The organism is Streptomyces sp. NPDC097640, from assembly GCF_040302705.1.
Lineage (GTDB): Bacteria > Actinomycetota > Actinomycetes > Streptomycetales > Streptomycetaceae > Streptomyces.
The window spans coordinates 64,827-80,211 of the sequence record NZ_JBEOSB010000019.1; the positions used below are offsets into that span (position 1 = coordinate 64,827).

Sequence of the window (15,385 nt, forward strand, 5' to 3'; positions counted from 1 at the left end):
CGCGCGCCGGGTCAGCCCGCGCCGCGCAGAAAGTCCGACAGCCCCTCCAGCAGCCGGTCGGCGTCCCGGGTGTCGTTGTACGGCGCGAGGCCCACGCGCAGCCCTCCGGTGTCGCCGAGACCCAGCCGGCGGGACGCCTCCAGGGCGTAGAAGGAGCCGGACGGCGCGTCCACGCCCCGGGCGGCCAGATAGCGGTAGGCGTCGACGGTGCTGCGGCCCTCGATGGTGAGCAGCAGGGTGGGGGTGCGGTCGGCCGCGCGGGAGTGGACGGTGATCCCCTCCAGGCCGGCCAGCCCCGCCTCGATCCGCGCCCGCAGGGCGTCCTCGTACGCCTCCAGCGCGGTGAGCGCGGAGACCAGCCGCTCCCGGCGGGGGCCGTCCCGCCGGGGGCCGAGCCCGGCCAGGAAGTCGACGGCGGCCCGGGTGCCGGCCAGCAGCTCGTACGGCAGGGTGCCCAGCTCGAAGCGCTCGGGGACGGCGTCCGTCGAGGGCAGCAGCTTGTCCGGGTGGAGGGTCTCCAGCAGTTCGGGACGCGCGGCCAGCACACCGTGGTGCGGGCCGAGGAACTTGTACGGGGAGCAGGCGAAGAAGTCCGCGCCGAGCCGCCCGACGTCGACGGGGGAGTGGGCGGTGTAGTGGACGCCGTCGACATACAGCAGGGCCCCGGCCCCGTGTGCGAGCCGGGCGATTCCGGGGATGTCCGGCCGGGTGCCGAGCAGGTTGGAGGCGGCGGTCACCGCGACCAGACGGGTGCGGTCGGAGAGCACGGCGCCGATGGCCTCGGGGGCCAGCTCGGCGGTCCCGGGGTCGAAGTCGGCCCAGCGGACCGTGGCGCCGGCCGCGGCCGCCGCCTGGACCCAGGGGCGGATGTTGGCGTCGTGGTCCAGCCGGGTCACCACGATCTCGTCGCCCGGCCGCCAGGTCTTGGCGAGGGTGCGGGAGACGTCGTACGCGAGCTGGGTGGCGCTGCGGCCGAAGACGATGCCCGACGGGTCCGCGCCCAGCAGGTCGGCGAGCGCCCGGCGGGTGTCGGCCACGGTGGCCTCGGCGTTGCGCTCGCCGGGCGTGACGGTGCCGCGGTTGGACAGCGGGTTGGCCAGGGCGCCGGACATGGCCTCGATGACGGGCAGCGGTGTCTGGGTGCCGCCGGGGCCGTCGAAGTGTGCGGAGCCGGCCTCGAGGGCGGGGAACTGCCGGCGGACGGCGCCGATGTCGTAGCCGCTGCCGGAGTTGTTGTCGGGGGCGCTCATGGTGTTTTCCTCCGGTCGAACCAGACGGTGGCCAGCGTGGGTATCAGCCCCGCCCAGAAGAGAATGCGCGGCACGGACCGCTCCGTCCACGGCGCCTGCGAGATCAGCAGCGCGCAGAGCATCGCCCAGGCCGCCTGGGCGAGCACGACGCGGGCCCAGCGGCCCCGGCGCACCAGGGACTGCACGTTCAGCTGGACGCCGGAGCGCAGCCTGCGGTAGCGGCGCCAGGCGCCGAAGCCCCACACCGCCGCCATCACCACCAGCACCCACAGCCGGTTGCCGAGCGGCACCGGCAGGTCCCGCGCCGCCTCGCCGTCCTCGGGGAACAGGTCGACCATGACGCCCGCGGCCGCCACACAGATCAGCGCCAGCCAGCGCACACCGCGCAGCAGCCGGTAGGTGGCCCGGTCGAGGTCGTGGCGCAGCCCGGTGTTGTCCGGGGCGGCGGCCAGGGCGTCGGCGTACACCTCCGCGGCCTGCGCGGCCGTGGTGCCCGGCCTGTGGGCCTCCTGGCTGCTCACCAGATACAGGGCCTGGTTGTCGGTGGGGTCCAGGCGGAGCACCTGGCGCAGCGCCCATGTGTAGGTCTCGGTCTCGCCCGCGGCGCCGGCGGTCCGCCACAGCGCCTGGTACGCCTCCACGCTCTCCGGGTCCAGCCGCACCGCCTCCTTGGCCAGGGCCAGGGCCTCGGCGCGGCGGGTGGGGTAGTACATCAGGAACTCGCCGAGGAGCGCGTGCACATAGCCGTTCTGAGGGTCGACGCGCAGCGCCTGGCGCAGCGCCCCCTCCGCCTTCCGCCAGCGCTCCGCCTGCTCCAGGTGGTCCGCGCGGCGCAGGGCCTGGGCGTAGACGCACAGCGCGCCGATGTCCTCGGGGGCGCGCCGGAGCGCCTCGCCGAGCGTGGTCAGCGCCTCCTCGACGCGGCGCGCCGCCACCTGGCAGCGGCCGAGCTTCACCCAGGCGCGTACGTCGTCGGGGTCCTCGGCCAGGCGGCCGCCCAGCACGGCCGCGGCCTCGTCGTACCGCTTCAGCTCGATGAGCGCCTCGGCCCGCTCGAGGGCCGGGTGCGTGGTCACAGCTTCCGCCGCTTCTTCAGATACGCGAGCAGGTCGTCGTACATCCCGCCCTCGTTGGCGAACATGGCCACGTTGCGCGCGGCCGCGAACCACGGCTCGGTGGAGGGGACCACGGACTTCGCCGCGTCGAGCAGGTCCCGCATGCCGATCATGCGCACGGTGCCGGTGCGCGCCGAGTCGAGCAGCGCCGTCTCGGCCGCGGCCTCGCACACATGGGCCAGATCGGCGCCCGAGAGGCCGTCGGTGGCCTTGGCGAGCTTGCCGAGATCGATGCTTTCGATGGGCCGGTCGCGCAGGTGGTAGCGGAGGATCGCCTCGCGCGCGGCGGCGTCGGGCGGCAGCACGAGCAGGGTGCGGTCCAGACGGCCGGGGCGGCGCAGGGCGATGTCCACGTCCCAGGGGACGTTGGTGGCCGCGAGCACGAACACGCCCTCGTTCGCCGGGGCGTCGATGCCGTCCAGCTCGGTCAGCAGCTGGTTGACCGTGTTGCGCATACCGCTGTTCTGGGTGCGGCTGCGCTTGCCGCCGAGGGCGTCCAGCTCGTCGAGGAACACCACACAGGGGGCCTGGCGGCGGGCGGTGGCGAACACCTCGTGCATGTTGCGCTCGGAGTTGCCGATCCACATGTCGAGCACATCGCTGATGGACACCGACAGAAAGCCGGCGCCGAGCTCTCCGGCCACGGCGCGGGCGATGAAGGTCTTGCCGCAGCCGGGCGGGCCGTACAGCAGCAGTCCGCCGCGCAGGCTCTTGCCGTACAGCTTGCGCAGTTCGGGGTTGCGCATCGGGGCGAGGAAGGCTGCCTCCAGACGCTCCTTGACCTCCCGCATGCCGCCGACGTCCGCCAGGCGTACGGTGCCGGGCGCGGCCACCTCCCAGGCGGCGGCGTCCCCGGGGTCGCCGCTGCCGTCGGCGGTGAGCGGGGTCTCCACGAACCGGGGCGGCACCACATCGCCGACCTGGTCCTCGGCGGCCCGCCAGTCGAAGCCGGCCCGGGGCGCGCTCTGCTGGGGAAGCACGGGTGCCCCCATGGCGCGGGCCATCAGCTCGCGCGCCTGCGGGTCGCCGGGCGCGTGCTGAAGGGCGACGGCGGCCTCGGTGACGGCCGCGTCCTGCTGTCCGGCGGTCAGCAGCAACTCCGCGAGATGCAGCCGCAGCGGTACGTCGCCGGGCGCCGCCGCGACAGCCGTGCGCAGGCTTTGGATCAGGGGCGAGTCCTCCGACATGGCGCACACTCTACGGAGGCGAGCCGCGCGGGTGATCACCTCCCCCTGATCCGCGTCCGCGGTCGGTCAGGTGTCCGTGGCGGAGGGTCCCCGGGCGATCACGACGGTGGCCGCGTCGTCGTGCACCAGGCCGCCGGTGTGCCGGAGCAGATCGTCCTGGAGATAGCGGGCCAGCGACAGCGGGCCGTCCCCCGTCCAGGCCGCGACGCGCTCGGTGAGCGGGTAGAAGGTCCCGGTGGCGTCCCGCGCCTCGATGAGGCCGTCGGTGTAGAGGACCAGCAGGTCGCCCTCCTCGAAGCCGAAGGTCTCCGCCTTGTAGTCGTTCTCGCAGGTCATGGCCAGCCCCAGCGGTGGCGCGGGCTCGCAGATCTCCAGCGTGCGGACCTCCCCGTCCCGCACCAGCAGCGGAGGGGGGTGTCCGCAGTTCACCAGCCCGGCGAGCGGGCGGTCGTCGTAGGCGTCCAGCACCAGGGCGGTCACAAATGATTCATCAGGGTCCGAGCCCTCCCTCCCTCCGTGGTCCCAGTTCCAGCGCATCGCGTTGCCCAGGTGTGCCGCGACGGCCGGCAGCGAGAGATTCCGGTAGGCGGACCCGCGCAAGGCGCCGATCATCACCGACGCGTCACCGATGGCGGCCAGCCCCTTGCCGCGGACGTCTCCGATGACCAGCCGGGCCGCCTCATGGGTGGCCACGGCCGCGTACAGATCCCCGCCGATCCGGGCTCCCTCCTCGGCCGCGAGATAGGTGCAGGCGATCCGCAGCGGCCCCAGCCGGTCGGGCAGCGGCCGCAGCAGCACCTGCTGGGCCGCCTCGGCCACCGAACGCACCTGGGTGAGCTTGCGCTGGTGTACGTCGGTCGCGAGCCGGAAGCCCGTCACCAGCGCCGTGATCACCAGCAGGGTGCCGACCTGCGCCTCGTGGTTCGCGGTCGTCAGACCGCCCTGCAACTGGCCGATGATCACCTGGGCCACCACGGCGAGAATCCCGATCGCGCCGGTGGCCGCGGCGCCCGCGAACGAGGCGGTGATCGCGGGCGCCGCGATCAGGAACGGGCTCAGGTGGATGTTCTTGGGCGTCTGCACGTCGAGCACGGAGATCGCCACGATGAGTCCGAGCGGAATGGCGAGCAACGCCCGGTTCCACCGCCGTGGACCGGCCGGAGGGGCGGAACCGTGCCGAACGCGCATATCTCCTGCTTACACCCGTTGCCGCCCCGGCGCCCGGCCCGCGGGCCCGGGGCAGCGGGGCGTCCGGTCACACGGAGTCGCAGGTCCTGCGCACATAGCCGTCGTCGTCCGGCGTGGACACGTCCACGTCGCGGCGCACGATGGCGACCCCGGGCTGCTGTGAGCCCTCACAGGCGGTGTCCAGCGCGGAGTCCGTGTACTCGATCATGATGACCTTCGAGAAGGCCTCGGCGTAGTCGCCGCACTCGGGGGGATCCTGCTGCCCGCACTCCTCGGCGACGGCGAAGTCCAGACCCAGGTCCTCGCGGTGGGAGGCGAGCTCCAGGGTGTTCTTCTGGCCGATGGCCAGGTGCGCGTCGTGCGCGCGGTCGGCCAGCAGCTTGATGAACGCCATGGCGTCGTCGTCGGTGAGCAGCCCCTCGGAGCGGGTGTAGCTGTCGTAGTTGTCCGGCTCGACGGCCTGGTAGCCCGCCTTGGCGCAGCCGTCGATCCAGTCCCCGACCGTGTCCGCGATCCGGCGCCGCTTGTCGGCGGTGCCGATGTCGAGGAGCGCCTCGCCCCAGTCCTCGTCCATCACCACGTCGCCGTTGTCGTCCCTGAGCAGCAGATCGGAGTCCCAGTCGCCCTCGGCGTCCGGCTGTGCCTGGAAGGCGTTGACGTAGCAGATGTTGTAGAGGCCCGCCGCGGGCGGGGCCTCGCGGTCCCTGCTGACGACCTTCACCCCGTCGGGCGGGGTGTACGGCTCGCTGATCTGGTAGTCGAAGTTGCCGCCGTCGGTCGGCGGGAGCGTGACACCGTCCGGTGAAGCGGCGCGCTCGGCCTCGGGGGAGGCGGTGGCCTGCGGGGCCTTGGTGGCCTTCTTCGTCCGTGGGGTGTCCTCCGGGCCCGCGTGTGCGATCCCGATGACGGTGAAGAGGGCGACGATGCCGATCAGGGTCACCAGCACCGCGCCCGACAGCGGTTGGCGGGCGGAGAAGGCGCTGCGTAGAGACATCTGCTTTCCCAGGTGCGTGGACGCTGACCCCGCCTCGGACCTACCCAAGACCGCTTAGATCCTGGCGACCGATGCCGGGCTGGTGATGGGTGACATCAGTTACCGGCTGGGTGCGTCGCTCTCGGTGCCGGGCTCCGGGGAGCCTTCGGCGTACCCGAATGTAATGATCGGCTTGATCGAGCGTCAAGTGGCAACCTGGGCGGCCACACGACGCGTGCGGGGGCCGCCGCGGCGAAGTTGAGGGTGTGTCATTTTTTCCGCCCCCGAGTCTTGTGGGTTGCACCCCGCTTCATTACTTTCCAGTAGGCAGCCCGCTGCCATGTTCACGACCGGGCCCGGAAGTGGCGTTCCCCGCCGTCCGCAAGGCCTCTGGAAGGCCGTCTGGAAGGAACCATCATGCCTGTCCGCGCAGCCGGGCGTACCCGGCGAGTGTTCTCCCCGAGCGGCTCCGCGCGCCGGGGGCCCGCACGCACCCTCCTCTCCCTCGCCGCCGCCGTGGTGCTCGCGGTGACCGGTTCCGCGACCGCGACCGCGACGGCGTCTGCGTCGGGCGACGCGCGCACCGACGCCGCCGGGCTGCGGGAGGTGATGTTCGTGGGCAACAACTGGGACGGCACGGCCGACGTCATCAAGTCCACCGGCGACCTGGCGAAAATCGGCCGGATCAACGTCATACCGGACAAGGACCAGCGCCTCACGGAGATCTATCTCAACCCCATCAAGCTCGCGTTCTTCCTCGGCATCCGGCAGGGTCCGGGGGAGGGGCACGACCAGTTCGTCGACGACATGTACTCGACCCCGGACGGGTCGGCCGTCGTGGTCTCCCGGCCGAGCTTCGCCGACGTGGTGTCCATCGACCTCGCCACCGGCAAGGTCAGATGGCGCTTCCCGGTGTCGGGATTCCGGGCGGACCACATGGCCGTGTCGCCCGACGGCAAGCGCGTCGCGGTGTCCGCCTCGACGTCGAACACGGTGCATGTCCTCGACATCGAGACGGGCAGACAGCTCGGGTCGTTCTCCGCCGGCGACAAGCCCCACGAGAACGTCTACACGGACGGCGGGAAGTATCTGTGGAACATGTCGATCGGCGAGGTCAACACCGCGCTGGACGATCCGTCGATGGACTGGACGAAGGGCGACCGGCACATCACGGTGGTCGACGCGAACACCTACAAGCAGGTCAAGGTCATCGACATGCGGGACCGGCTGGACGCCTTCGGCCGCCAGGACCTCTCCGACGCCGTCCGGCCGGTGGCCTTCAGCCCCGATGAGTCCAAGCTCTACTTCCAGGTGTCCTTCTTCAACGGCTTCCTGGAGTACGACGTGGCCACCGACAAGATCACCCGCGCCAAGACGCTCCCGAAGAACCCCGCGACCAGCGAGGACCGCACCACCTGGGTCAACGACTCCCGCCACCACGGACTGTCGATGAGCCCGGACGGGAAGAAGCTGTGCGTCGCCGGGACGATGGACGACTACGCCACCGTCGTGGACCGGGACAGCTTCCAGGAGGGCCCGCTGGTGCCGACCTCCAAGCCGTACTGGGCCACGGTGAGCGGCGACGGCAAGTCCTGCGTCGTTTCCGAGAGCGGCGCCGACCAGGTCACCGCGATCGACTTCGCGACGGGGCGGAAGGTCGCGTCCGTCGCGGTCGGCGACCATCCGCAGCGGGTGCGCATCGGCCATGTGGCGGCCGACTGGACCGGCCCGCAGGCCCCGTAGCGGCGGTGTACGGCGGCGGGCCGGTCCCGGGGCGCGGTCAGTCCCGGCGCACCGGCCCGGTCGACCTTCTGACGACCAGGTCCACCGACATGTCGAGCCGGATCGGGGCCGGCCCCGGATCGTCGGTGACCGCGTCGAGCACCCGGATGCTCTCGGCCGCCATCTCCTCGAACGGCTGCCGCACGGTGGTCAGCGCCGGGGCCGCGGACACGGCGGCGTCGATGTCGTCGTAGCCGACGACCGACACATCCTCGGGGACGCGCAGCCCACGCTCCACACACGCCTCGATGACGCCGAGACCCTGAAGATCGTTGCCGGTGACGAAGGCCGTCGGGGCGTCCCACCCGTCGAGGAGGGCGTGGGCGGCGCGTCTGGCCGGCTCGGTCTGGAACGACACCGCGCGGATCAGATCGCGGTCGGGCCGGACCCCGGCGTCCCGGAGCGCGGCGAGATAGCCGCCGAACCGCGCCCGGGAACAGGTCAGTTCGAGAGGCCCGGAGATCAGCGCGATCCGTCGGTGGCCGAGGCCGGTGAGATGGCGGGCGGCGAGCCACCCGCCCCGCCACTGGGTCGCCCCGACCGTGTTCATCCCGGGCGGCGCGTCGCCGATGGTGTCCAGGACGACCGCGGGGACCCGGGACCGCGCCAGCCGCTCCGCGACCGCAGGCGCGACCGGGGAGAGCACCAGGACGATGCCGCTCGGGCGGTGCGCGAGCAGTGACTCCAGCCAGTCCCCGTCGTCATCCGCGTGGCTCACCGTCAGGGCGCGTCCGGAGGAGCGCAGCACCCGGGACAGGCCGCGCAGCAGTGGCGCGTTGACGGCGCTGGCCACACAGCCGAACACCACCTCGACCGAGCCGTGTCTCGGTGCGCGGCGGCGCCACTCGTAGCCGGTGGCCCGCACCGCGTCCAGGACGCGCTGCCGGACCTCGGGCGACACTCCGGGCCGCCCGTTGAGGACCTTCGACACGGCGCTCTGCGAGACCTTCGCGGCTTGCGCCACGGTCGCCATGCGCACTGCGGGCCGCACACTCATCGCCTGCTCCTCCCACCAGTCGTCCTGCTGTCGGACCCCGTCTTGCTGTCAGACCCCGTCGCGGGCCGTGCGTGGCGCGGTGCTGTCCCGCACCACGAGCGTGGTCGCCAACTCGATCCTGCGGCCGGCCGACGAGCCCTGCCGCGACTGCTCCTGGGCGATCAGCCGCACCCCCTCGCCCCCCATCTCCGCCAGCGGCTGACGGACGGTGGTGAGCGGCGGGGCGAGCATGGTGCAGATCATCGTGTCGTCGAAGCCGACGACCGACAGGTCCTCCGGCACCCGCAACCCCCGCGCGCGGGCCACCTGGTACACCCCGGCCGCCTGGGTGTCGGAGCCGGCGAAGATCGCCGTCGGCGGCTGCGAAAGGTCCAGCAGCGCCGCCCCGTGGCCCGTGCCGCCGGTCAGCAGGAAGTCGCCGTACCGCGTCAGCGCCGGGTCGGGGGCCAGGGAGAACTCGCGGTGCGCGGCGAGATAGCCCTCGTGCCGCTCCCTGGTGCACTGGATCTCGGCGGGGCCGCCGATGAACCCGATGCGCCGGTGGCCGAGTTCCAGCAGATGGCGCGTGGCCGCCGCGCCACCGGACCAGTTGGTCGCCCCGACCGTCGGGATCGTGGGCTCGCTGGTGCCGACCGGGTCGAGCAGGACCAGCGGCGCCGGCAGCCCGGCCAGCGCGGCGATCTCGTCGTGGCGCGCCCGGGAGAGGACCAGGACGATGCCGTCCGACGGGCGCGAGCGCCGCGCCTCGAGCCAGTCGCTGATGCGGAACCGGGGATGGCCGGTGGCGGTGAGCGCCAGGGTGTACCCGAGGCTGAACGCGGCGTGCTGGGCCCCGGCGATGAGCTCCCCAGCCCAGGGCGAGGTGGTCCCCTCGATGAGGACGTCCAGGATGCCGCCGAGCTGTTTGCGGCGCCCCTTGCGGTGCAGATAGCCGGTGTCGTGTGCGGCCCGGGTGACACGGGCGCGGGTCTCCTCCGAGATGTCCGGCTTGTCGGCGAGCACCCGGGACACCGTGGAGACCGAGACCCCCGCGGCCTCGGCGACGGCCGCCATCGTTGGGCGCGTGGTCATGCTGCCTTTCCCTCCCGTAGGGCATCGCGACAGTACTGCCCTGCCGCAAATTCCCGCAATATTTGTTGGAATATTCCGCGAGGACCCCATGCAAACGGCCTGTGGTCCGCGCTTTCGATCCACCTGTATTGACAGTCGTTTTTACCCCGCCTTAGCGTCTCGGTCGCAGAAGTTCCGCAAAGTTTTGCGGGTAATTGCGGAGCCATCGTGATGAGAACCGCGGGTTCGCCCGCCGAGCAGGGGGGATGTGATGGGTGTCCGCCATCGATGACGACACGATCGGGGCCGGCCACGGCCGACCCGAAGTCCGCGAGCTGATCGCGGAGATGACGCTGGACGAGAAGCTCGCCCAACTCGTCGGCCTCTGGCAGGGAGTCGACCGAGAGGGCGGCGCCGTGGCCCCGTTGCAGGACGCCATGGACACCGTCGAGCAGAGCTTCGCCGACTTCGCCGCACACGGCCTCGGCCAGATCACCCGGCACTACGGGACCAGGCCGCTGGACCCGCGGGAGGGCCTGGCCACCCTGGCCGCCAAGCAGCGGTGGCTGAGGGAGAACACCAGGCTCGGGATCCCCGCGATCGTGCACGAGGAGTGTCTGACCGGGCTTGCCGCGTGGCAGGCGGCCACCTACCCCGTCCCACCGGCCTGGGGCGCCACCTTCGATCCGCCGCTCGTCGAGCGCATGGCGGCGCGGATCGGCCGCACCATGGCGGGCCTGGGTATCCACCAGGGCCTCGCGCCGGTCCTCGACGTGATCCGCGACATGCGCTGGGGCCGGGTCGAGGAGTGCATATCCGAGGACCCGTACCATGTCGCGGTCACCGGCGCCGCGTATGTGCGGGGCCTCCAGAGCGCCGGGGTCGCCGCCACCCTCAAACACTTCGTCGGCTACTCCGACTCGCGCGCCGGCCGCAACCTCGCACCGGTGCACGCCGGTCCGCGCGAGGTCCGCGACATCCTGGAGTTCCCCTTCGAAGTGGCCGTACGGGATGCCGGAGCGCGCTCCGTGATGAACTCGTACGCCGAGATCGACGGAGTGCCCGTCGCCGCGAGCGCCGACCACCTCACCGGGACGCTCCGCGAGGAGTGGGGCTTCACCGGCACCGTGGTCGCCGACTACTTCGCCGTGGCGTTCCTCCAGACCCTGCACCGGGTGGCCGAGGACGGCGGGGACGCCGCGGCCCAGGCCATCACCGCCGGGATCGACATCGAACTCCCCACCGGCGTCACCTACTTGGAACCCCTGAAGCAGCGCATCGCGGACGGCCGGCTCGGCATGGACGTCGTGGACCGCGCGCTGGAGCGGGTGCTGCGCCAGAAGGCCGAGCTGGGCCTGCTCGACCCCGACTGGCACCCCGGGCCCGGGCCGGCCGCCGACGTGGACACCGAAGAGGACCGCGCGCTGGCCGCGACCCTCGCCGAACGCTCCGTGGTGCTGCTGCGCAACAACGGCGTCCTGCCGCTGGGCGGCGCCGGGGCCACCCCGGGGCGCATCGCCCTCATCGGCCCGAACGCCCGCTCCGTGTCCGCCATGTTCGGCTGCTACTCGTTCATCAACCACGTCATGCCGCACCACCCGGAGCACGATGCCGGACTCCGCGTCGAGACCGTCGAGGACGCCCTCCGCCGCGAGTTCGCCACCGCCGACATCGTCACCGAGCAGGGCACCGGCGTCGACGACGGGACCACGGACGGCATCCCCGCCGCGGCCACCGCCGCGGCCGGAGCCGATGTGGCCGTGGTCGTGGTCGGCGACCGCTCCGGCCTCTTCGGGCGCGGGACCAGCGGAGAGGGCTGCGACGCCGACGACCTGGAACTCCCCGGCGCCCAGCGGGCCCTCGTCGAGGCGGTCCTCGCCACGGGCACACCGACCGTCGTGGTCCTGCTCACCGGGCGCGGCTACGCGATCGAATGGCTCCTGGACTCGGCCGCCGCCGTCGTGCAGGCCTTCTTCCCCGGCGAGGAGGGCGCGGGCGCCATCGCCGGGGTGGTGAGCGGCCGGGTCAACCCGAGCGGCCGGATGCCCATGAGCCTGCCGCGCGGCGCGGGCGCCCAGCCCTACAGCTATCTGCACCCCCCGCTCGGCGCCGCCAGCTCGGTGACCAACATCGACACCGCGCCGCCCGTCCGGTACGGATTCGGCCTCGGCTACACCCGGTTCGACTACGAGGACCTCACGGTCGACTCGGAGACCGTCGACATCGCCGACGCGATCCGCTGCGCCGTCACCGTGCGCAACACCGGGGACCGGGAGGGCGCCGAGGTCGTCCAGCTGTACGCGAGCGACCCCGTGGCCTCGGTCACCCGCCCGCTGGCCCAGCTCGTCGCCTTCGCCCGGGTCCCCCTCGGGCCCGGGGAGTCGGCGCGGGTCCACTTCACGGTCCCCACCCGGCTGCTGGCGTTCACCGACCGCCACGGGGTGCGGATCGTCGAGCCCGGCGACATCGGCGTCAGCGTCCGGCGCGACGCGGGCGACGTGATCCTCGAACACACCGTGCGCCTGGTCGGGGACACCCACCTGGTGACCGGCGCCGAGCCCCGGCTCAGCACGGCCGACATCTCCCCGAACCCGCCGCCCCCCACCGGTGCCTGACCTCCCCGGCACAGTCCACCCGTCCGCGAACACTCAATGAAGAGTTGTCATCATGTCGCACTCAGCAGCACGCCTCCGCTCCCGTGGCCTCGCCGCGGCGGCCGCCGCCCTGGCCCTCGTCCTCACCGGCTGCTCGTCCGGATCCTCCGACAGCGGCTCCTCCGGCAAGCAGACCATCGTCTTCTGGGGGTGGTCGGACATGTCCAAGCCGGTCGCCCTCTGGAACAAGACCCACCCCGACATCCACGTCAAGTTCCAGTCGATCACCTCGGACTTCTACCCGAAGCTCCAGGCCGCGATCAAGGGAAAGGACGGGGCGCCGGACATCACCCAGGTGGACTACCCCAACCTCACCTCGACGATCATCGCGGGCGACCTCAAGGACATCACGGGCCAAACCGATGACATCAAGTCGCGGTTCAAGCCCGCCGTATGGGACCAGGTCAAGGTCAACGACAAGGTGTACGGGGTGCCGCAGGACATCGGCACCCAGGTGCTCTACTACCGGTCCGACGTCTTCAAGGAGGCGGGCCTGGCCGCCCCCAAGACCTGGGACGAGTACATGACGGCCGCCGAGAAGCTCAAGCGGGCCCACCCCAAGGCCTACACCACGGCCTTCCCCGCCAACGGCGGCGCCTGGCTGGCCTCCCTGGCGTGGAACGCCAAGGCCCAGTGGTTCGGCACGGACAAGGACGCCTGGAAGGTGGACCTCGACGACCAGCCCACCTTCAAGGTCGCCGAGTACTGGCAGAAGATGCTGGACAAGGGATACGCCAAGGGCGATCAGCACTGGCAGCCCACCTGGTTCAAGGGGCTCGCCCAGGGCAAGTACCTGACCTGGATCGGCCCGGCCTGGGGCGGCTCGGCGCTCAAGGAGAACGCCCCCGACCTCTCCGGCAAGTGGGCCGTCGCCCCGCTGCCGCAGTGGTCGGAGAGCGACACCGCCCCGGTGTACTGGGGCGGCTCCCTGACGGCCCTGACCAGCGTCACCGACAAGGCCGACGCGGCGATGAAGTTCATCACCTGGCTGAACACCAGCAAGGAGAGCGCCAAGCTTCTGGCGGTCGACGTCCTCCCCGCGTCCGACACCGGGCAGCAGATCCAGGAGCTGAAGAAGCCCGACCCCTACTTCGGCGGCCAGGTGCCCAGCGAGGTGTTCACGGTGCGCAGCGCCCAGTCCACCCCCTGGACCTGGGGCCCGACGATGACCGACACCACCAACTACCTCAATGACGCCATGCAGTCCGTCATCAACAAGTCGACGACACTGCCCGACGCGATGAAGAAGGTCGACGGCGAGACCCGGTCGCAGCTGAAGCGGAAGGGCCTGTCCGTCCGATGACCGCGCCAACCCTCGACCCGGCCACCCGGGGCCCGGGGAACGGGGCCGAGCAGGCGGGGGACCCGCCCCGCCTCTCGGCGTCGCGCCGCAACAAACGCCGCTTCGGCGCCGACTGGAAAACGGCGTGGGCGTTCGTGGTCCCGTTCCTGGCCTTCTTCGTGGTCTTCCACCTGGTGCCGGTGTTCTACGCGCTGTGGCAGAGCTTCCACGGCGTCGAGAAGTCGGGCGGACTGGGGTTCGACACCCCCAACGTCATCTTCGTCGGCCTGGACAACTACACCCAGGCCCTCACCGACGGCGACTTCCTCGAGTCGGTCGGACGCGTCCTGCTCTACGGCCTCGTCCAGGTGCCCGTCATGCTGGGCCTCGCGCTGGTGATGGCGCTCATCTTCGACACGGCGGTCATCCGGATGCGCGGGCTGTTCCAGCTCGCCGCGTTCCTGCCCTACGCGGTGCCGGGGATCATCGCGTCCATCGTCTGGGCCTTCCTGTATCTGCCCGGGGTGAGTCCGGTCGTGGACTTCCTCGACGGTGCCGGCGCCCATGTGGACTTCCTCTCCAAGGACAACGTCCTGTGGTCCATCGCGAACGTCGCCACCTGGCAGTGGACCGGCTACAACATGATCATCATCTTCGCCGCGCTCCAGGCCATCCCGCGCGACATGTTCGAGGCGGCCCGCATCGACGGCGCGAGCAACTGGCAGATCGCCTGGCGGATCAAGGTGCCACTGGTGGCCCCGGCCATTCTCATCACCGGACTGTTCTCGGTGGTGGGCACGCTCCAGCTGTTCTCCGAGCCGACGGTGCTGCGCACGATCACCAACAACGTGACGTACAACTACACACCGAACATGATCGTCTACAACCTCGCGTTCGGGTCCAACCAGCCGTACTACTCAGCCGCCGTCGCGGTCATCATCGCCATCGGCGCGTTCCTGCTGTCCTTCGGCTTCCTGCGCATGCTCCAGAGAAGGAATCCCGATGAGTGACACCACCACCCGCCGCGGCCGCCCCCGCGCGCCGCGGACGAGCGGGGCACGGCGGGACCGCGCGCCGCTGTCCACCCGCTTCATCCTGACCGCGACGATCGTCGCGCTGACCCTCTACTTCCTCATCCCGATCGCGTGGATGCTGATCGCGTCGACCAAGTCGACGGCCGACCTCAACACCACCTTCGGGCTCTGGTTCTCGGACTTCGACCTCTTCAAGAACCTCAAGGACCTGTTCGCCTACCGCGACGGCGTCTTCCGGCAGTGGCTGCTGAACTCGCTCATCTACTCGGGAGGCGGCGCCCTCGGCTCGACCTTCCTGGCCGCCCTGTGCGGGTTCGCCCTGGCCAAGTACCGTTTCCGCGGCCGCAACGCCATCACGGGCCTCATCTTCGGCGGCGTGCTCATCCCCGGGACGGTGCTCGCCCTGCCGACCTATCTGATCCTCAACTCCTTCGGGCTCATCAACACCTACTGGGCCGTGATCCTGCCCAGCCTGTCCAGCGCCTTCGGGGTGTTCCTGGTGCGGATCTACGCCAGCGCCGCCGTCCCCGACGAACTGCTCGAGGCCGGCCGGATCGACGGCGCCCACGACATCCGCATCTTCTTCACGGTGGTCCTGCGGATCCTGCTCCCGAGCCTGGTCACCGTGTTCCTCTTCGCCTTCATCTCGATCTGGAACAACTTCCTCCTACCGCTGCTGGTCCTCAACGACCAGTCGCTCTGGCCGGTCACCCTCGGGCTCTACTCCTGGCAGAAGAACGCGATGAGCGAGCCCGATCTCGTCCGGATCGTCATCTCCGGATCCCTGGTGGGCACCATCCCCCTCGTCGTCCTCTTCCTCACGCTGCAACGGTACTGGCGCAGCGGCATCACGACAGGAGCACTCAAATAGCC

Annotated in this window: 12 protein-coding genes; 5 read left to right on the forward strand and 7 right to left on the reverse strand. The window is 71.3% G+C overall.

The window, feature by feature from the left end; genetic code table 11:
* Positions 1–11: 11 nt before the first annotated feature.
* The 5 genes from ABTY62_RS27960 to ABTY62_RS27980 all read right to left on the reverse strand — a co-directional run bounded on the left by ABTY62_RS27960 (position 12) and on the right by ABTY62_RS27980 (position 5,734).
* Positions 12–1,250 (reverse strand): cysteine desulfurase-like protein, encoded by a 1,239-nt coding sequence (locus tag ABTY62_RS27960; protein WP_352132165.1) that lies wholly within the window; start codon positions 1,248–1,250, stop codon positions 12–14.
* Positions 1,247–2,326 (reverse strand): TPR domain-containing protein, encoded by a 1,080-nt coding sequence (locus tag ABTY62_RS27965; RefSeq protein ID WP_352132166.1) that lies wholly within the window; start codon positions 2,324–2,326, stop codon positions 1,247–1,249. Before ABTY62_RS27965 ends, ABTY62_RS27960 begins: the two co-directional genes overlap by 4 nt.
* Entirely contained in the window at positions 2,323–3,552 is a 1,230-nt protein-coding gene (locus ABTY62_RS27970) for an ATP-binding protein (protein ID WP_352132167.1), read from the reverse strand. The genes ABTY62_RS27965 and ABTY62_RS27970 overlap by 4 nt, the downstream gene beginning before the upstream one ends.
* Positions 3,553–3,618: 66 nt before the next feature.
* Positions 3,619–4,683: a PP2C family protein-serine/threonine phosphatase gene (locus tag ABTY62_RS27975; protein WP_352132168.1), complete on the reverse strand. Its 1,065-nt coding sequence runs from the start codon at positions 4,681–4,683 to the stop codon at positions 3,619–3,621.
* Positions 4,684–4,807: 124 nt separating this feature from the next.
* Positions 4,808–5,734 carry an endo alpha-1,4 polygalactosaminidase gene (locus ABTY62_RS27980; RefSeq protein ID WP_352132169.1) on the reverse strand — a complete coding sequence of 309 codons (927 nt, stop codon included), beginning with the start codon at positions 5,732–5,734 and terminating at the stop codon, positions 4,808–4,810.
* A gap of 396 nt (positions 5,735–6,130) precedes the next feature.
* On the opposite strand from ABTY62_RS27980, the gene ABTY62_RS27985 reads away from it, so the two are divergent.
* Complete coding sequence (locus ABTY62_RS27985) at positions 6,131–7,456, forward strand: YncE family protein (protein ID WP_352132170.1); 1,326 nt, start codon at positions 6,131–6,133, stop codon at positions 7,454–7,456.
* 37 nt (positions 7,457–7,493) lie between these two features.
* On the opposite strand, the gene ABTY62_RS27990 is transcribed toward ABTY62_RS27985, so the two are convergent.
* Positions 7,494–8,492: a LacI family DNA-binding transcriptional regulator gene (locus ABTY62_RS27990; protein WP_352132171.1), complete on the reverse strand. Its 999-nt coding sequence runs from the start codon at positions 8,490–8,492 to the stop codon at positions 7,494–7,496.
* Between the two features lie 48 nt (positions 8,493–8,540).
* The gene (locus ABTY62_RS27995; RefSeq protein WP_352132172.1) at positions 8,541–9,563 is read right to left on the reverse strand and encodes a LacI family DNA-binding transcriptional regulator; all 1,023 of its coding nucleotides are present in this window, start codon (positions 9,561–9,563) and stop codon (positions 8,541–8,543) included.
* Positions 9,564–9,817: 254 nt separating this feature from the next.
* Here ABTY62_RS27995 and ABTY62_RS28000 point away from each other — a divergent pair, with 254 nt between their 5' ends.
* From ABTY62_RS28000 to ABTY62_RS28015, 4 genes are read left to right on the forward strand one after another with little or no spacing between them, the layout of a single operon-like run.
* Positions 9,818–12,157 carry a beta-xylosidase/alpha-l-arabinosidase gene (locus ABTY62_RS28000; protein WP_352132173.1) on the forward strand — a complete coding sequence of 780 codons (2,340 nt, stop codon included), beginning with the start codon at positions 9,818–9,820 and terminating at the stop codon, positions 12,155–12,157.
* Positions 12,158–12,209: 52 nt separating this feature from the next.
* Positions 12,210–13,499, forward strand: coding sequence for an ABC transporter substrate-binding protein (locus ABTY62_RS28005; protein ID WP_352132174.1), 1,290 nt, complete (start codon positions 12,210–12,212; stop codon positions 13,497–13,499).
* Positions 13,496–14,488, forward strand: a complete 993-nt coding sequence (locus tag ABTY62_RS28010; RefSeq protein WP_352132175.1) for a carbohydrate ABC transporter permease — start codon at positions 13,496–13,498, stop codon at positions 14,486–14,488. The genes ABTY62_RS28005 and ABTY62_RS28010 overlap by 4 nt, the downstream gene beginning before the upstream one ends.
* Positions 14,481–15,383, forward strand: coding sequence for a carbohydrate ABC transporter permease (locus ABTY62_RS28015; protein WP_352132176.1), 903 nt, complete (start codon positions 14,481–14,483; stop codon positions 15,381–15,383). Before ABTY62_RS28010 ends, ABTY62_RS28015 begins: the two co-directional genes overlap by 8 nt.
* Positions 15,384–15,385 lie beyond the last annotated feature (2 nt).